The following is a 17,586-nucleotide window of genomic DNA, read 5'->3' as shown; positions in this document are numbered from 1 at the left end:
CGCAGCGGCACTGCCCCCGCCGACGGGCTGTCGGTACGTGACCCCCACCGACAGGCGTACCGTTCCCATATGACTGCGTACGGATCCTTTCCCGGCGCGCGGCCACGGCGGCTGCGCACCACCCCCGCCATGCGCCGCATGGTCGCCGAGACTCGTCTTCACCCCGCCGATCTGATCCTTCCCGCCTTCGTCCGCGAGGGCATCCACGAGCCCGTGCCGATCAGCGCCATGCCCGGCGTCGTGCAGCACACCCGCGACACCCTGCGGAAGGCCGCCGTCGAGGCCCTGGAGGCAGGCGTCGCCGGGATCATGCTGTTCGGGGTGCCGGAGGACGCGAAGAAGGACGGTGCGGGGACCGCGGGGACGGACCCGGACGGGATTCTGCAGGTCGCGATCAGGGACGTGAAGGCCGAGGTCGGCGACGAGCTCGTCATCATGTCGGACCTGTGTCTGGACGAGTACACCGACCACGGCCACTGCGGCGTCCTGGACGCCGACGGCCGCGTCGACAACGACGCCACCCTTGAGCGGTACGCCGAGATGGCCCAGGTGCAGGCCGACGCGGGCGTTCATGTCGTGGGCCCCAGCGGCATGATGGACGGGCAGGTCGGCGTCACTCGCGACGCGCTGGACCAGACCGGCCACGAGGATGTCGCGATCCTCGCGTACACGGCGAAGTACTCGTCGGCCTTCTACGGACCCTTCCGCGAGGCCGTCGGCTCCTCCCTCAAGGGCGATCGCAAGACGTACCAGCAGGACCCCGCCAACCTCCGGGAGTCCCTGCGGGAGTTGGCGCTGGACCTCGAAGAGGGCGCCGACATGGTCATGGTCAAGCCCGCGGGTCCCTACCTCGACGTGCTGGCGAAGGTCGCCGAGTCCGTCGACGTGCCGGTCGCCGCGTACCAGATCAGCGGTGAGTACGCGATGGTCGAGGCTGCGGCCGAGAAGGGCTGGATCGACCGGGACAAGGCGATCGCGGAGACGCTGCTCGGCATCAAGCGGGCCGGTGCGAGCATGATCCTCACCTACTGGGCGACCGAGGTCGCGCAGGGCCTCGGCGCAGTTCGCTGACGAAGGACGCCCCGGCACCCCAGGCCACGCGCGCGTGAACCGGGGTGCCGGCCCACGCCCGCGTGACCAACGCGGTTGTGCCTACGACGCGTCGAGCACCGTGCCGGTCAGGACCGGGCCGTGCGGCTTGTCCTCGTCGTCGAGGGACTGGATGCCCACGTACTCCGTCGGTTCGGCCACCTGGTCGCGGAACGTGGGCACGCGCAGCTCCGCGCTCGTCTTCCCGGTCGGTACGGACGCCCACAGGGAGGCGTACTTCAGCTGGGACAGCGGCACTTCACCGTCCGGGACCTCGCCGATCAGGTCGAGCAGCCACTGCCGCTCGACGTCCGCCGTGGACAGCTCGCGGCGGCTCGGGACGGGGACGAACGTCAGCGTGCTCGTGATCTCCACGTCGGCGGGCGCGGACAGGGCGACCTGCCACTTCAGGGGCTGCCCCTCGGTCACCTTGTCGGCGACCGGCTTGACGGTGATCTTGGGCATCGGGTCGTCGTTCTCGGCGATGACCCCTCCGGAGTGCGAGCCGATGACGGTCCCGCGCACCGCCTTCACGAGCAGGTCGTGGGACACGTCCCAGGCGTACCGCTTGTTGCCCTTAACCTGCACCGAAACGTCGATGCCCCCGCCGGGCCGCACCGTCACCAGCCGGTCCTTCGCCTTGCCGGTGACCGGGTCGAGGACGTACAGCCGGACCGTGCCGCTGCCCTTCCCGGACGCGCGGACGGGCACCCGGTACGTGCGGACGCCCGAGTCGCCCTCCTTGACCTTGATGCGGCCGATGTCGATACGGGTCAGCGGGGCCTGCGACACCGCGGGGGTGCCGGGGCTCCACGCCCAGGCGTCCATCAGCCACGCCTGCCCGGAGCGGGTGCGCGGGGTCAGCTCCAGGGAGGCGATGCGGCGCAGGTCGAGGCCGGAGCGGGTGGCGGCGGTGAGCGGTACGCGCACCTCGCGCGCCCAGTAGGAGGAGGTGCGGTCGCTGCCGGGCAGGCCGTCCACCCGTACGCGGCCGAGGTTCGCCCGCTTGCCGGAGGCGTCGGTGACGGACACGTCAAGCTGTGTGCCGGTGGAGTTCGGCGGCACGAAGACGCGCAGCGCGAGGCTCTTGGCGTCCTTGACGGAGAGCGGCTTTGCGGGGCGCACCGTCACCGCCGAACCCGGCGCGCTCCAGCGCAGCGTCACCGCGGAACGGCCCTTCTCGCGCTCCGGCTGCCAGTGCGCGAAGTGCGGCGAGGAGCCGCCCGCCTCCGTGTTCAGGCAGGCGACGCGCGGGTCGGGATCGATCGCGGAGCACAGCCGTCCGCCGGTCACCTTCACGGAGCCGTCCGGGAGGAACCCGGCGCCGCGGTTCGCGCCGACCGCGTGAGTCAGCACCCGCGCGGGGTCGGCGGAGGGAGCCCGGCGGCCCGAGCCGTCGAGCAGCTCGCGCACCCGGTCGTCACCGGCGACGAACAGCCTGGCCGCGGCGGCGATGTAGGTGGCGCCTGCCCGGTGCTGCTGGTCGGCGGTCAGCCGGGTCGCGGTGCCCGGCGAGCACACCGGGTCCGGCCGCTCGGGGTCGTGGCCGAAGTCGTCGTCGGCGGGTGCCTGCGCCTGGCCCGGCGTCCACTCGCTGTTGAAGTAGTTGTGGTTGGCGCCGACCATGTAGACCGCGCTGTGCAGTGCCTTGCCCCGGCTGACCCCGCGGGTGCCGTCGGCGTACACCTGGCCCTGGAGGTCGGAGACGTCGCCGTCGCAGCCCGGCAGGATCGTCAGCGACGGCACGTCCGGCACGGGGTTGTGGCCGAAGATCGTCGGCCCGATGAGCACGGTCCCGCGGATGTTCCAGCGCACCTTTTCCCGGTAACCGTCCTGGGCGGGCGGGGGCGGGTACAGGCTGTCCATGGCGGCACGGTTGACGCCCTCGCCGCCGCGCGAGTGCCCGACGAGCAGGACGCGGGACAGGTCGGCCTTCGGCGCCTTGCGTACGCCCGCGGGTGCCGCGGCGGGCTTTGCGGCCCAGTCGGCCCAGCGGGCCAGGTGGCTGCGCACCAGGGAGGAGCGCGCCTGCGCGCCGCCGTCCTCGGCGTTCCCGTCCTGGCCGTTGATGCCGTTGGCGGAGATCGACACGGTCACATAGCCCTGGGAGGCCAGCAGTTCCTGGTCGCGCAGATAGCCCCGGTGGCTCGGGATCGGCTTGGCGCCCTTCGCGCACGGCCAGTCGATGTTCGGCTCCCCGCTGCCCGGGACGTAGCACGTGGCATGCCGGCCGTGCAGGAACAGTGCGACCGGACGCTTGCCCGTGGCTCCCTTCGGCGCGACGACGACGCCGCGCATCTCGACAGGCGCCGGGAAGCCGGGCAGACGGACCGGGGCGAGCGCGTACTCGCCGGTGACCGTGCGGTACGTGCCGGGCTTGCCCGGGTCGACGGCGCCGGCCGGAAGCTCGGCAGGCGGTTTCGCGGCGGACGGGGAGCGCCCGTCACGGGCGCCGTCGGCCTTCTGGTCCAGCCGTCGGCCGGCCGCCAGCACCTGAAGGTCCGCCAGATCCGCTGTGCGTGCGTCGTCGAGGGGCAGCCGGAAGGTCCGGCCGTCTTCCTCCGTGTCTGGCACGCCGACCAGCTTGCCGTCGGCGTGGAACTCCACGCGCGCGTCGCCCGCCGGCACCGGGCGCGGGGAGCGCCACTCCAGCGTCTGCTCCCCGTCGGTGTTCGTGATCCGCCAGCCGGGCGGCAGGCCATCCTCGTCGTTCGCCGCCGTGACGGGTGTGACATCAGGTGGCTGCGGCTGGGCGTGAGCCACGGCCGGCGACACTCCCGCCACCGTGAGCACCGCTATCGCGGTGGCCCATGCTCTCCGGGCACGTATCAACGTCTCTCTCCTCAACCCCCCGACTGGAGCGCCCGGTTGGGCCCGGGTGCCTCTCGATCCCGGAGGACGGGGAGAAGATCCTGTGGGTTGCCTGGGGTCGTGTGAACAGGGAGTGTCCACGGTGACCGTGCGCCATGGGGGCTCACATGGCTGACCGCGGGCCGGGGGAATGTTCTCCCCGGCCCACGGCCTGTTGTGGGGGGTGGGTCAGCAGTACAGGTTGGATCCGGTGGGCACACCGAGGATCTGCGTGAACTGCGTGTAGCTGTTCACCCGGCTCTGGACCTGCGCCGGGTTCCTGCCGTCGCATTCCAGCGAGCCGTTGATCGAGCGGATGGTCTGGCCGAAGCCCGCCTGGTTGACCATCGCGTTGTGCGGGGTCATCGTGCCCGGGCCGTTCTGGGTGTTCCAGTACCAGAGGCCGGTCTTCCAGGCCACGGCCGCGTCGTTCTGCACAAGCCAGGGGTTGCCCAGCAGATCGATGCCGAGCGCGTCGCCCGCCGCCTTGTAGTTGAAGTTCCAGCTGAGCTGGATCGGCCCGCGGCCGTAGTACGCCGCCTGGCCCGCGGGGCAGCCGTAGGGCTGGCTCCAGTCGCAGTAGTGCGGGTAGTTGGCCTGGTTCTGCTCCACGATGTGGACCAGACCGCCCGTCTCGTGGTTCACATTCGCCAGGAAGGCCGCGGCCTCCTGCTTCTTGACCGTGTCGCTGCCCGTGGTCGCGAAGCCCGGGTACGCGCTCAGCGCGGCCTTCAGCCCGCTGTACGTGTAGAACGAATTCCGGTTCGGGAACATCTGGTTGAACTGCGCCTCGCTCACGACGAAGCCCGACGGGGACGGGTCTCCGCCGCCGCTGCAGCTGTACGGGTCCCAGTACCAGGTGCTGATCGTCGGGTCGTAGCCCGGGTTGTCGTGCTCGGCGATGTAGTACTTGCCGTCCGTGTATCTGACAACGTTGCCAGTGCCGTACCAGGTACCGGCCGACCAGTTCGGCGCGGAGGTGCAGGCGTCCGTGGTGGCGGCGGTCGCGGCGGGCATGAAGACCGCCGCCAGTCCGCTTCCTACGAGGATGGCGATCAGCAACGCCATGATGCGGTGTCGTCTCAGCACGCGATCACTCCTTAGCACGCAACGGCCGTGCCGTGGTGGGGGGTTGTGCACCTCACTCAAGCGTGCTTGACGTGATCAAGTCAAGGTATAGACCAATGCGAATCGAGGGCAGCCGAAAACTGCTCCTGGGTCAGTCCCACCAGAACGTCCAGTGCTGCTTCCCCAGCACGCCCTCCGCCGCGTACTCGCGGATCGTGTCGTACCCCTGCCGTACGGTGTCCGGGCAGAACGCGTGGTGCTCGGCCGCGACTGCCAGAGCCTCCGGCATCGTGCGGGGCGGGGCCGCGACGGAGACGTCCAAGCGGTCGAAGTGCAATGCGACGACGCGCAGTCCGAAGCGGTCCTCCCATGAACGCAGGACGGTGGAGAGCAGGCCGCTGTCCGCGTGATTGCAGGCGCCGGTCCAGCCCAGCGCGGTGAGGATGTCCGCGCCGCGACGTACGGGAATCAGCCCGGCCCTCGCCCCGGGCAGCCGGCCGGCATCCAGCAGTTCGGCGGCGACACGGGCGGCCGTGGCGTCCGCGTCGGCCACCGGCTCGCCCGCCGGGGCGAGGCCCGGCCACTCGGCTGTGAACGGGGCGATGGTGTCGGCGTCCTCCTCGTCCTCGTTCTCCTCCATGTCGTAGTCCCACAGGGACGCGAGGACTTCTTCCGGGTCGTGGTCGTCCGGATGCGACATGTGGTCGAGATCGAGGTCCCGGTCCCAGGTGAGGGAGCGGTCCTCGTCGTTCACGAGCAGCACCGGGTGCATGCCGGACGCCTCCCGGGCGGGGAGCAGGCGCGCCCAAGTGTTCGGCTGTGCGGGCTCGTTCGCGTACCAGAGGGACGGCTGGACACGCATGGCACCGGGCGGCAGGTCCAGGCCCAGTGCGTTCGGGTTGATCACCATGCAGGCGACTTTATGCGTCGCCACTGACAATTTGGCTCAGAGCAGGGTGGTGGTGAAAGCGGCCCAGGTGGCGGGGGTGAGGGTGAGCATGGGGCCGTCGGGGTTCTTGGAGTCCCGGATGTGGACGGCGGCGGGGTGGGCGGCGACCTCGACGCAGGCCCCGCCTTCATCGCTGCTGTACGTGGACTTGCGCCAGGCGTACGCGACTTCGAGGCAGTCGCCGCCGTCGCTGCCGCTGTAGCTGGACTTGAACCAGTGCAGTGCGGTGCTCATTGCTCTCCTAGCAAGCGGTCCAACAGGCCCACGGTGTCCTCTTGGTTGAGGGCCTGAGTCCGCAGCATCGCATACCTCTGGCTAAGGATGCTCACCTCGTCGAGGTCCGCAATGAGCTGACTTCCGCGCTGAGTTTCGGCGTACGCGAGGGACTGATGATCCGGGGTCTCCAGCATGACGAACGGGCCGTCGAGCGCAGGGTGCGACCCTCGATCGAGCGGCATGACCTGGACGGAGACACCGGGGAGTCCGGCGCAAACGCGGAGGTGGCGAACCTGCTCCGAGTGGATCTCCCCGTCTCCAAGGCGAAGCATGAGTACCGGCTGCCAGATGACGAAGCTGATGCTCATCGGGTTCTTGCGCTGCAAGATCTCCTGGCGCTCAATTCGGGTTGCGACGCGCTTGGTGATCTCATCCTCGTCGAGGATGGGGATACGGCTACGGAAGACGGCCCGGGCGTAGCTCTCGGTCTGCAGCTGACCCGGGATGACCTGGTTCTGATACGAGGACAGGGCGATTGCCTCGCGCTCCAAGTCCATGTACTCCTCCGCCCACGCCGGGATCAGATCAATCTCGGGCATGTTGGCGACCGCTGTCTCCAGTGCCTTCTTCGTCTCCAGCAAACTGTCCAGCCGAACAGCGAGGTCCGGCTTGAGCGGGCGGCGGCCCTGCTCAATCGAGGCGACGGTCTCCTGGTTCAAATTGATCGCGCTGGCCAGTTCGCGCTGGGTGAGCCCCGCGGCTTCCCGAAACTTCGCCAACTGGGCGCCGACCAACCGCATCTCCGACGCGTTCTTCCGCTGCCGCTTTCTGGGGTGCATACACGTCCAACTCCCCACCCATGTCCGTACGTCACGCACTTCGGGCCCGTACGAAATTCTCGTACGGGCTCGCGTACTGCACCACCGTAGTCACAGTCAGTGACGCTCGTCTCATGGACGACCTGATTCAACAGCCCTGTCTGCGCGAGCAGTTCTACCGACGTGAGCGGCGATCCGTTCCCGCGGCCAGGGAGTTCGTACGCACGGCCGTGACCGACTGGGGGCTCGGCGCGCGTATGGACGACGTACTGCTCTGTGTGAGCGAGCTGGCCACCAACGCCCTCGTGCACGGCGTGCCGCCCGGGCGGGGCTACCGGCTGAAGCTGTGGCTCTACGGGGACGGGGACGGGGCATTGCGCGTCGAGGTGCACGACAGTGGCGGCGGGCTGCCGGCGGTAGGGGAGCCGGACGAGGAGTCGGGCCGGGGTCTGTTGCTCGTGGCCGCGCTCGCCGACAAGTGGGGGGTCGGCGAGCGCGATCCGGGGAAGATCGTGTGGTGCGAGTTCACCGTGAGCGCTTGAGCGTAATAAGTCGGGTGCGCACCATTTCGGTCAGTGATGTGGTGATCACGGGCCCGGCGGCGCACTCTGGAGGTACCGCTGGAGGTGATCCGCCATGCAGACACTCGTCGGATGGCACGTTGAGATGGAATTCCAGGAGGAAGGCGACCGGACCAGGGCGGCCGCCATGGTGAGACTGGGCGACGGCACGGAAATCCGCGGCCACGGTAACGCCCAGCGCCACCACTCCGACCCGGAGCAGCTCCGGGTCGGCGAGGAGATCTCGGGCGCGCGGGCGCTCATGGACATCGCCTCGCAACTGCTGCAGAAGGCTCATGTGGAGATCGACGAAGCCTCGGGCAGGATGTCGCACCCCCTGAGGTGACCGGGATGCGGTGACAGCCCCCGCCGGGGAACCGGTGGGGGCTGTCGCGTGGGGTGCGTCAGTACGTGGTGCGGGTCAGTACATGAGCGCGTCGGACATGCTGGTCTGCCAGTAACTGACGGCCACGGAGTCGTCGGTGTACGTGTTCGCGGGGAGGGTGAGCACGTGGGGGCTGCCGATGGAGCCGGAACCGTTGCGCGGGGCGAAGAGGACTCCGAGTGTCTTTGCCGTACGCCCGTTCTCGCCGCTGCCGTCGGCGGCGGACAGGAGGATCGACGCGTACCCGGACTGCCCGGGGGAGAGCGTGACGACCGCCTGCGGCTTGCTCTCGTCCATGATCCGGGTGACGGCCTGGCCCTCGTCGATGCGAAGCAACGGGGCGTGGTAGGCGTTGCACGCCTTGGAGCCGGTGTTGGTGACGGTGAGCAGCAGATGGTTGATGGGGCGGCTCACCTTGGTGACGGTGACCTTGGTGTTCGCGTCGGTGCAGGCGGTGGTGACGGGGCCGGTGTCAGTGCCGGTGCCACCGCCGGTCTTTCCCTTGCCCGCGGAGGTGGGCTTGGTGCCCGTCGTGGGCTGCTTTGCCGTGTCCGCGGCCGGGGTCTTGGCGTCGGTCGTGGGCCCGGTCGTGTCGGCCGCGGGGGCGCTCGTGGTCGGGGCCGACGCGCTGGGCTTCTTTGCGTCGTCGTCGGCGGACTGGCACGCGGTCAGTGAGAGGGCGGCCAGCAGAGCGGTGGCGGCTACGGCGGTGTTGCGCATGGTGTTCGGTTCTCCCCGTGGTCGGTCTGTTGGGTCAGTAGCGGCAGATGAGGGCCGTGACGATCGTGGTCGCCGCGATCAGTACGAGTGCCGCCACGACATCAATGAGGCTGTCGCGGATGTGGCTTCGCATTGATCACAGGCTGGGCCTCGGCGGATTCCGGCCGCAACAGGCCCTGAACCATTGGGGATGCTGGAACGGCGGCGCGTACTGTGACCTGGGCGGATTTCATGTCCCTGGAACGGCGATCCGGGACAGTCGGCAGGGCTCACGAGGGGGAACACAGCAGTGGCGACGCCAGAGGCCGAGGAGTTCGCGGCCCTGCTCAGGCAACTCAAGGACCGCTCCGGACGCAGCTATGGCGTGCTGGCGGGCAAGCTCCATGTCAGTACGTCCACGCTGCACCGGTACTGCAACGGCGACGCCGTCCCGACCGACTACGCCCCCGTGGAGCGGCTCGCGCGGCTGTGCGCGGCGACGCCGGACGAACTGGTGGACCTGCACCGGCGCTGGATTCTGGCGGACGGCGCGCGGAAGCGGGCACGGGCAGATGTTCCACAGGCTGTGGAGACCGAGGTTCCGGTCGCTGCCACGGAGCCCGAGGTCGTGCCCGAAGCCGCCGTCGCGCCGCGCGGCCGCGGCCGCAACCGGATGCGAATCGCCCTTGGTGCGGGGGCCGTTGTCGCCCTCGCCGTGCCCGCCGCTTTCTTCGCCGTTCACGCGGCCAACGGGGACGAGGGCGGGAAGAGGTCGGGCGCCGTCTCCGGAGCCAGTGCCCCGCCAGGTACCACCGCACCACGCACCACACCCTCCAGCGCCTCGCCGAGCGGGAGCCCTTCCGTGAGCATGTCGCCGAGCGGCAGCCCGTCCGCTTCGTCTGCTCCGAGCCGCCGGGCCACGCCTCCGGCGACGGGTGGCGTACCGCTGCGGGTGGGCGTCAGCTCGTACAACTGGGACGAGCCCTGCGGTCAGTTCTATGTGCTGGACGAGGCTCCGGATGCTGTCCCGCCACAGCCTGCGCCGCAGGACGTCCGCGGCTGGGCCCGTGCGCTGGGGGGTGTCGACGGCGGCAGCATGCGGCTTCAGCTGACAGCGACGGGCAAGACCGCGGACTCCGTGGTGCTGAACGCCGTACACGTACGGGTCGTCGGGCGAAGCGCACCCCTCGACTGGGACGCGTACTCGATGGGAGACGGCTGCGGCGGCGGTGTCACCCCACAGACCTTCGACGTCGACCTGGACGCGCCGCATCCGCTGGTGAAGCCCGTGGCGGGGCGGGACGGGGACACCGTCGTGCCCGCCAAGGACTTCCCGTACAAGGTCGCGTCCAACGATCCGCAGGTGCTGAACCTCGACCTCCACACCGAGGGACACGACGTCAGCTGGTACCTGGAGCTCGACTGGAGCAGCGGGGACCGGCGGGGCACGGTGCGCGTCGACGACGGCGGGAAGCCGTTCCGTACGAGCGCGATCGAGGGGCGGAAGCAGTACGGGTGGTGGCCGGACAGGAGCGCCTGGGTCGAGCAGCCCGCGTCCTGAGGGTCTCTGAGGGTCGGCCGACCCTCAGAGACCCCGGAGTCAGAGACGCTCGGGGGTGCGGATGCCGAGGAGCGCCATGCCCTGGTGCAGCGTGCGGGCCGTCATGTCGCAGAACAACAGGCGGTTCTCGGCGACCTCGCGCGCGGGCGCGGGCTTGATGACCGGGCACTGGTCGTAGAACGTCGTGAACAGCGACGCCAGCCGGTAGAGGTACGCGGCCAGCTTGTGCGGCTCGTACGAGCCCGCGACCTCCGCCAGCGTCTCGCCGAACTCGTCCAGGTGCAGACCCAACGCGCGCTCCGCCGCGGCCAGTTCGAGCTCCGGGTGCGCGGCCGGCTTGACCTCGCCCGCCTTCCGGAGGATCGACTGGATACGGGCGTACGCGTACTGCAGGTACACGGACGTGTCGCCGTTCAGCGACACCATCTGGTCCAGGTCGAACTTGTAGTCCCGCGCCGCCGACGTCGACAGGTCGGCGTACTTGATCGCGCCGATGCCCACCTGCGTACCGCGCTCCGCGATCTCCTCCTCGGTGAGCTGCTTCTGGACGTCCTTCTCACGGACTACCGCCGTCGCCCGCTCGATCGCCTCGTCCAGCAGGTCCACCAGCCGTACCGTCTCGCCCTCACGGGTCTTGAACGGCTTGCCGTCCTTGCCGAGCACCGTGCCGAACGCCAGCTGGACGGCCTTGACCTCGTCGTTCAGCCAGCCCGCCCGGCGCGCGGTCTCGAAGACCATCTTGAAGTGCAGGGACTGCCGGGCGTCCACGACGTAGATGAGCGTGTTCGCCTTGAGGTGCTGCACCCGGTCGCGGATGGCGGAGAGGTCGGTGGCCGCGTAGCCGTAACCGCCGTTGCTCTTCCGGACGATGAGCGGAGTCGGGTTGCCGTCCGGTCCCTTCACATCGTCGAAGAAGACGCACAGCGCACCCTCCGAGCGGACCGCCACGCCCGACTCCTCCAGGAGGCGGCAGGTCTCGTCGAGCATGTCGTTGTAGCCGGACTCGCCGACGATGTCGGCGTCGTGGATCTCCATGTCCAGCTTGTTGAAGACCGAGTAGAAGTAGATCTTCGACTCGTCGACGAACCGCTGCCAGTGGGCTCGCGTCTCGGGGTCCCCGGCCTGCAGGTCCACCACCCGGTTACGGGCGCGGTCCTTGAACGCCTCGTCGGAATCGAAGAGCGCGCGCGAAGCCTTGTAGATGCGGTTCAGGGAGGACATGGCCTCCTCGCCGGAGACCTCCTCGGTGCCCTCGTGGTCCAGCTCGTGCGGGTGCTCGATCAGGTACTGGATGAGCATCCCGTACTGGGTGCCCCAGTCGCCGATGTGGTGGCGCCTGATCACCTTCTCGCCCGCGAACTTCAGGATCTGGACCATCGCGTCGCCGATCACCGCGGAGCGCAGGTGGCCGACGTGCATCTCCTTGGCCACGTTCGGCTGGGCGTAGTCGATGACCGTGGTGCCCGGGTTCTGCGCGTACGGGACGCCGAGCCGGTCGTCGGTGGCGCGCGCGGCGAGGGTCTTCACGATCGCCTCGTCGGTGAGCGTGATGTTGAGGAAGCCGGGGCCCGAGACCTCGATCTCCTCGATCAGATCACCGGTGGACAGACCCCCGACGACCTTGGCCGCCAGCTCGCGCGGGTTGCCCTTCAGCTTCTTGGCGAGCGCCAGGATGCCGTTGGCCTGGAAGTCGGCCCGGTCGCTACGTCGCAGCAGGGGGTCGGCGGAACCGGCCTCCGGCAGGGCTGCCGAGAGGGCGTCCGCGAGGCGCTGCTGCACGGTCGAAGCGAGGGAAGGGACCGAGGCCATGAGCTTCCGTTCTTGTCGAGTCTCGTCGGGAGGGCTATTTCGGTTGTCAAGTGTCCCATGGGGCAGCAACCTGTTTCTCCTCGGATTTCTCCCCGGAATCAGCACGGCGATGAGCAACCTCAGGGGGAGCCGTTCCGTCTGGGACAATGGCGTACGACGCCTGTCGAGAACCCAAGAGAACCCCAAGCATTCAAGGACGTGCCGATCGTGGCTCAGAGCAGCACCGAGACCGACTGGGTCTCCCGTTTCGCGGACGAGGTCATCGCCGAGTCGGAGCGACGTGCGCCTGGCAAACCGGTCGTCGTCGCGTCCGGCCTCTCGCCCTCGGGCCCGATCCACCTGGGCAATCTGCGTGAGGTGATGACCCCGCACCTGGTCGCCGACGAGATCCGGCGGCGTGGGTACGAGGTCCGGCACCTGATCTCCTGGGACGACTACGACCGATACCGCAAGGTTCCGGCCGGGGTGCCCGGTGTGGACGACTCGTGGGGCGAGCACATCGGCAAGCCGCTGACCTCGGTGCCCGCGCCGGAAGGCTCTCCGCACGCGAACTGGGCCGAGCACTTCAAGGCCGCGATGACCGCGTCCCTGGCCGAGCTGGGCGTCGAGTACGACGGCATCAGCCAGACCGAGCAGTACACGTCAGGTGTGTACCGCGAGCAGATCCTGCACGCGATGAAGAACCGGGCGAAGATCAACGCGATCCTCGACCAGTACCGCACGAAGAAGGCGCCCGCGAAGAAGTCGCAGAAGCCCCTCGACGAGGCGGAGCTGGAGGCGGCGGAGGGATCCGGCGCGGCCGAGGAGGACGACGGCAGCGGCGGGGCGGCGGGCTACTTCCCGTACAAGCCCTACTGCGGGCAGTGCCACAAGGACCTCACGACCGTCACCTCGTACAACGACGAGACCACCGAGCTGACCTACGTCTGCACGGCGTGCGGCTTCGGCGAGACGGTGCGGCTGAGCGAGTTCAACCGCGGCAAGCTGGTCTGGAAGGTCGACTGGCCCATGCGCTGGGCCTACGAAGGCGTGATCTTCGAGCCGAGCGGTGTCGACCACTCCTCGCCGGGGTCGTCGTTCGTCGTCGGCGGGCAGATCGTGCGTGACATCTTCGACGGAGTGCAGCCGATCGGCCCCATGTATGCGTTCGTGGGGATCTCCGGGATGGCGAAGATGTCGTCCTCGCGCGGAGGCGTGCCGACGCCGGCGGACGCGCTGAAGATCATGGAGCCGCAGCTGCTGCGCTGGCTGTACGCGCGCCGCAAGCCGAACCAGTCCTTCAAGATCGCCTTCGACCAGGAGATCCAGCGGCTCTACGACGAGTGGGACAAGCTGGAGAGCAAGGTCTCGGACGGGACCGCGCTGGCGGCGGACGCCGCGGCGTACTCGCGCGCCGCGCGCACGGCGGCGGGAGAGCTGCCGCGGACGCCGCGGCCGCTGCCGTACCGCACGCTGGCGTCGGTCGTCGACATCACGGCAGGGCACGACGAGCAGACGATCCGCATCCTGAGCGACCTCGACCCGTCGAACCCGCTGTCCTCGCTCGACGAGGCCCGGCCCCGGCTGGACCGCGCCGAGAACTGGATCACCTCGCAGGTCCCGGCGGAGGCGCGGACGGTCGTGCGCTCCGAGCCCGATACGGAGCTGCTGTCGTCGCTCGACGAGCAGGGCCGCGAGTCGCTGCGGCTGCTCCTGGAGAGCCTGGACACGCACTGGTCCCTGGACGGCCTGACGACGCTGGTCTACGGCGTACCGAAGGTGATGGCGGGCCTGGAGCCGGACGCGAAGCCGACGCCGGAGCTGAAGGTGGCGCAGCGGACGTTCTTCGCGCTGCTGTACCGGCTGCTGGTGAGCAGGGAGACGGGGCCGAGGCTGCCGACGCTGCTGCTGGCGGTGGGGGCGGAGCGGGTGCGGAAGCTGCTGGGGGCGTAGGGGGCCGCCTGCGGCGGGCCTGTTCCCCACCCCGCCCCTTCCCGAATCGGGGCTCCGCCCCGAACCCCGTATGCGACCTTCGGCCGCATGTCCTCAAACGCCGGACGGGCTGAATTTCGCGCCCGGGACGGCGCCTCAATCGCCGGCGAGGCTGGATGTGCGGCTCGGCCGCACATCCAGCCCGTCCGGCGTTTGAGGACACTCCCCCTACGCCCTGCGGGCGTGGGGGGACCCCCAGAAGGGCGTATGGGGGCTTGGGGGCGGAGCCCCGGTCGCGCCGCGAAGCGGGCGCAGGGAGGTTGGGGGTCCCCCGGACGGAGTCTGGGGGAGGGCGGGGTGGGGGGAAACTCCCCGCTCAAGCGATGTGCTCCGCCTCAAGCTCCGCCTGGAACCGGTTCTTGAACTCCGGCATCAGCCGCCGCAGCAGCGCCGCGCTCCGCGGATGCCGCACCCCGTGGCCGTCCGTGAGGTGTATGTCCAGCTGCTCCGCGCTCGGGAACGCGCCGTGCTGGTTCACGTACGCCTGGAAGACCGGATAGGCCAGCTCCCTGAACTCCTCCGTGTCGGCGGGCGGCTCCGGGAACTCCTCCTGGACGGGCTCCGGTGCGGGGCCCTCCACGCGCTGGCCGGGCACCATGCCGCCGAGGGGGCGGGTGCGGCCCGGGCCCGCGGGGACGCGGACGGGGGTGGGCTCCAGGCCCTCCACGTACGTCGGGTTGAAGGCGCTCTCGTACGCCTCCTGGTACGCCTCCTGCGGGACCTGCGGCGCGGCGAACCACGGACTTTCGTGGTTGGCGGGGCCCTGCTCGTACTGCTCCTGCTGCTCCTGCTCGTACGGCTGCTCGTACTGTTCGGGCTCGTACTGCTCGGGCTCGGGCTCCTGCGCCCACTCCTGGCCCCGCGGCAGCTCCGGCTGCGGCTGCTGCTGCTGTTGCGACTTCGGCGGCGCCGGCGGAATCAGTGCCGGCTCAACGCCCGCCGCGGCCAGCCCCGCCGGGGCCGTCTCGGCGAGCGGCACGCCGTACTTCGCCAGGCGCAGCGGCATGAGTGACTCGACCGGCGCCTTGCGTCTCCAGCTCCGCCCGAAGCGGGCCTGCAGGCGCGCCTGGTAGATCAGCCGGTCCTGCTCCAGCCTGATGACCTGCTCGTAACTGCGCAGCTCCCACAGCTTCATCCGGCGCCACAGCCTGAACGTGGGGATCGGGGACAGCAGCCAGCGGGTGAGCCGCACGCCTTCCATGTGCTTGTCGGCCGTGATGTCCGCGATCCGGCCCACCGCGTGCCGCGCCGCCTCGACCGAGACGACGAACAGCACCGGAATGACCGCGTGCATGCCGACGCCGAGCGGGTCGGGCCACGAGGCCGCGCCGTTGAAGGCGATCGTCGCGACGGTCAGCAGCCAGGCGGTCTGGCGCAGCAGCGGGAAGGGGATGCGCAGCCAGGTCAGCAGCAGGTCGAGGGCGAGCAGAACACAGATGCCCGCGTCGATTCCGATGGGGAAGACGAGGGAGAAGCGGCCGAAGCCCTTGCTCTCGGCGAGCTCGCGCACGGCGGCGTACGAACCCGCGAATCCGATCGCGGCGATGATGACCGCGCCCGTGACGACGAGCCCGATGAGTATGCGGTGCGTGCGTGTCAGCTGCATCGCGGCCACGCGCGATCCCCTCCCGTATTCGATTCCAGCGGGCACAGCCTGGCACATGCTTACGGAGCCCGCCCGTCCGGGCGACCCTCGTCGGGTGCTACCGCGGGTACGCCCGGGTGGCGGGATCCGTCAACAGGCTCTGGCCGGAAACTACTTGTTGGCGGTGCCCACCGAGGTGACGGCTTCCTTGGCAGCCGCCACAGCGCCTTCCATCAGTTCGGAGGAGGACGGGGACTTGGCGCCCGCGTAGCCCGTGCCGTTGTAGGTGAGCGTGATCACGACGTTGTCCACGCGGGTCACGATCGTGGCGTAGGTGAAGTCCTCGCCGGTTTTGGTCAGTTCGTAGCCGACGGCCGTGGCCGACTCGCCGACGCCGCTCGCGGGCGAGGTCCGGACCTTCTTCGCGCCCTCGGTCGCCTGCGCGTTGGCGACTTCCTTGGCGTAGTTGTCTTCGGCACGCTTCTTGCCGCTGACGCCGAGCGACTGCTCGGACTCGTAGCGGAGGAAGGAGACGTCGAGCCAGCGGTACTGGGAGCCCTTGATGCCGTTGTCGTCCAGGCCGTTCCAGGAGCAGCTGCCGCGGCTGGTGGTGTCCGAGGACTTTCCGGCCGTGCCCGCCTTGGCCTTCGTCTTCGGGACCAGCTTCGCGATCGTCTTCGCGGAGATCGACTTGCACGGCTCGGGGAGCTTGGCGTACTTCACCGGGTCGACGGCCGCGGGCTTCTGTCCGCCCTGCGAGGTGGCGGAGGAGGACGAGTCCGAGCCCGAGTCCTTCTTGCTGTCGGAGTCCGAGAGCGCGGAGCAGCCGGAGACGACGAGCATCACCGGGACGGCGGCACAGGCGAGAATGCGGGCGAGTCGCGGGGCTGAACGGTGCATGGTTCCTTCAGTCGATGTCAGTCGATGTCGGTCGACAGTCGTACGGTCGGTCCGGTCGGCCAGGCCACGGTACGCGGACCCGGCCCTTCCGTGGGACTGTCTCCCGATACGTACGCCACATCGCAACCCGTCCGCACAGCGGGTCAGCCGCTGAACTCCTCGGCGAGCTTGCGGGCCAGACTCCGGGCCCTGTCCTGCAGTTCCTTGCTGTCCGGGACCTCTGTCGTACGGGCGGCCTGCTCGCCGTAGACGATGGTCACGATCACGTTGGATGTGCGGAAGACCACGCTGACGGTGCGGCGCTGGGCGGTGGATCCGGCCCCGGCTCCGGTGAGGACGTCGTCGAGGAAAGCGGCGTCGCCGAGGTCGTCGAGGACACGGGGCTGCAGGCCGTCGGCGCTGCCGGTGGAGGTGCCGCTGGGGGTGCCGCTCGGGGTTCCCGAGGGCGTGCCGGCCGGGGTGCCCGTCGCGGGCTTCGAGGTCGAGGGGGTGGGGGGCGGGGATGCCTGGGCCCGATTGTCGTCGGCGTCGGTGGCGGCGCTGTTCGCGGGGATCGGCAGGTCGGCCGCGTCCTGCTTCGTGGCGAAGACCTCCTGCGCCCGGTCGTCGTCGCTCACCGCCCCGTCGTACGAGACGACACGCTCGAAGTCGAGGCTGAGGTGGTGGGAGGCGTCCGGGGAGTCGGCCTTCCAGCTGCAGCCGACCCGGCGGTCCGTGTCATAGGTGACGGCGGACGTGCCGCGGAAGATCTTCTGCCGCTGCTCCTCGGGCAGCTCGGCGGCGCCGGGCAGCAGGTCCTTGAGCGTGGAGCCCGGGACGGAGCCGCAGGGCTCACGCAGGGTGCGGTACTTGCCGGGCTGCGCGACGGAGGACGTGCCTTTCCCGGCCTTGGAGTCGATGGCGGAGCCGTCGGTGCCGCTGTCGGCGGTGCAGCCGGCGAGGAGCGCCACGAGGAGCGCCGCGAGGCCGGGTACGTACGCCTTTCGTTGCACGGTCCCAGGCTCCCTTCGAGAGGAAAAACGGTTGCCGCGCGAGAGCGGCCGATGAACACAATGTCTATCGCACGCACAGCCGTGGATGCCGGTCCGTTGAGTCATATGCGGGCTTAGGCTCCGGCTTTTGCGCT

15 protein-coding genes are annotated in these 17,586 nt (G+C 69.7%); 5 read left to right on the top strand and 10 right to left on the bottom strand.

Annotation, left to right across the window (positions count from 1 at the left end):
• Nucleotides 1–69 precede the first annotated feature (69 nt).
• Entirely contained in the window at nucleotides 70–1,071 is a 1,002-nt protein-coding gene (gene hemB, locus OOK40_RS11415; protein WP_266479533.1) for a porphobilinogen synthase, read from the top strand.
• Between the two features lie 81 nt (nucleotides 1,072–1,152).
• Here hemB and OOK40_RS11410 read toward each other — a convergent pair whose 3' ends face one another.
• The 5 genes from OOK40_RS11410 to OOK40_RS11390 all read right to left on the bottom strand — a co-directional run bounded on the left by OOK40_RS11410 (nucleotide 1,153) and on the right by OOK40_RS11390 (nucleotide 7,011).
• Nucleotides 1,153–3,921: a hypothetical protein gene (locus tag OOK40_RS11410; RefSeq protein WP_266479531.1), complete on the bottom strand. Its 2,769-nt coding sequence runs from the start codon at nucleotides 3,919–3,921 to the stop codon at nucleotides 1,153–1,155.
• 207 nt (nucleotides 3,922–4,128) lie between these two features.
• Complete coding sequence (locus OOK40_RS11405; protein ID WP_266481597.1) at nucleotides 4,129–5,025, bottom strand: glycoside hydrolase family 19 protein; 897 nt, start codon at nucleotides 5,023–5,025, stop codon at nucleotides 4,129–4,131.
• A gap of 133 nt (nucleotides 5,026–5,158) precedes the next feature.
• Nucleotides 5,159–5,917, bottom strand: a complete 759-nt coding sequence (locus OOK40_RS11400; RefSeq protein WP_266479530.1) for a DUF4253 domain-containing protein — start codon at nucleotides 5,915–5,917, stop codon at nucleotides 5,159–5,161.
• A gap of 36 nt (nucleotides 5,918–5,953) precedes the next feature.
• Nucleotides 5,954–6,190 carry a DUF397 domain-containing protein gene (locus OOK40_RS11395; protein ID WP_266479528.1) on the bottom strand — a complete coding sequence of 79 codons (237 nt, stop codon included), beginning with the start codon at nucleotides 6,188–6,190 and terminating at the stop codon, nucleotides 5,954–5,956.
• A complete protein-coding gene (locus tag OOK40_RS11390) occupies nucleotides 6,187–7,011 on the bottom strand; it encodes a helix-turn-helix transcriptional regulator (protein WP_266479524.1) in 825 nt (274 codons plus the stop codon). The genes OOK40_RS11395 and OOK40_RS11390 overlap by 4 nt, the downstream gene beginning before the upstream one ends.
• Nucleotides 7,012–7,124: 113 nt before the next feature.
• On the opposite strand from OOK40_RS11390, the gene OOK40_RS11385 reads away from it, so the two are divergent.
• Together OOK40_RS11385 and OOK40_RS11380 are read left to right on the top strand one after the other, a co-directional pair.
• Entirely contained in the window at nucleotides 7,125–7,532 is a 408-nt protein-coding gene (locus tag OOK40_RS11385; RefSeq protein WP_266479517.1) for an ATP-binding protein, read from the top strand.
• Between the two features lie 94 nt (nucleotides 7,533–7,626).
• Nucleotides 7,627–7,896, top strand: coding sequence for a DUF1876 domain-containing protein (locus OOK40_RS11380; protein ID WP_266479515.1), 270 nt, complete (start codon nucleotides 7,627–7,629; stop codon nucleotides 7,894–7,896).
• A 75-nt stretch (nucleotides 7,897–7,971) separates the two neighbouring features.
• Here OOK40_RS11380 and OOK40_RS11375 read toward each other — a convergent pair whose 3' ends face one another.
• Nucleotides 7,972–8,655, bottom strand: a complete 684-nt coding sequence (locus OOK40_RS11375) for a DUF4232 domain-containing protein (protein WP_266479513.1) — start codon at nucleotides 8,653–8,655, stop codon at nucleotides 7,972–7,974.
• Between the two features lie 289 nt (nucleotides 8,656–8,944).
• Between OOK40_RS11375 and OOK40_RS11370 the strand changes: the two genes are divergently transcribed.
• Nucleotides 8,945–10,195 carry a helix-turn-helix transcriptional regulator gene (locus tag OOK40_RS11370; protein WP_266479511.1) on the top strand — a complete coding sequence of 417 codons (1,251 nt, stop codon included), beginning with the start codon at nucleotides 8,945–8,947 and terminating at the stop codon, nucleotides 10,193–10,195.
• Nucleotides 10,196–10,234: 39 nt separating this feature from the next.
• Here the strand turns inward: OOK40_RS11370 and argS are convergent, their stop codons facing one another.
• Entirely contained in the window at nucleotides 10,235–12,004 is a 1,770-nt protein-coding gene (gene argS / locus OOK40_RS11365) for an arginine--tRNA ligase (protein ID WP_266479509.1), read from the bottom strand.
• A gap of 198 nt (nucleotides 12,005–12,202) precedes the next feature.
• Here argS and lysS point away from each other — a divergent pair, with 198 nt between their 5' ends.
• Nucleotides 12,203–13,936, top strand: coding sequence for a lysine--tRNA ligase (gene lysS, locus OOK40_RS11360; RefSeq protein WP_266479507.1), 1,734 nt, complete (start codon nucleotides 12,203–12,205; stop codon nucleotides 13,934–13,936).
• Between the two features lie 355 nt (nucleotides 13,937–14,291).
• Here the strand turns inward: lysS and OOK40_RS11355 are convergent, their stop codons facing one another.
• From OOK40_RS11355 to OOK40_RS11345, 3 genes are all read right to left on the bottom strand, one after another.
• Nucleotides 14,292–15,590: a DUF2637 domain-containing protein gene (locus OOK40_RS11355; RefSeq protein WP_266479505.1), complete on the bottom strand. Its 1,299-nt coding sequence runs from the start codon at nucleotides 15,588–15,590 to the stop codon at nucleotides 14,292–14,294.
• A gap of 141 nt (nucleotides 15,591–15,731) precedes the next feature.
• Nucleotides 15,732–16,460 (bottom strand): DUF3558 domain-containing protein, encoded by a 729-nt coding sequence (locus tag OOK40_RS11350; RefSeq protein WP_266479503.1) that lies wholly within the window; start codon nucleotides 16,458–16,460, stop codon nucleotides 15,732–15,734.
• A 143-nt stretch (nucleotides 16,461–16,603) separates the two neighbouring features.
• Nucleotides 16,604–17,452, bottom strand: a complete 849-nt coding sequence (locus tag OOK40_RS11345) for a DUF3558 domain-containing protein (protein WP_266479501.1) — start codon at nucleotides 17,450–17,452, stop codon at nucleotides 16,604–16,606.
• Nucleotides 17,453–17,586: the final 134 nt, after the last annotated feature.

It is taken from the genome of Streptomyces sp. NBC_01481 (assembly GCF_026339995.1).
In the GTDB taxonomy this organism is placed as follows: Bacteria; Actinomycetota; Actinomycetes; order Streptomycetales; family Streptomycetaceae; genus Streptomyces.
Note: the sequence above shows the minus strand (reverse complement) of the source record. Positions and strands in the feature narration are given on the sequence as shown.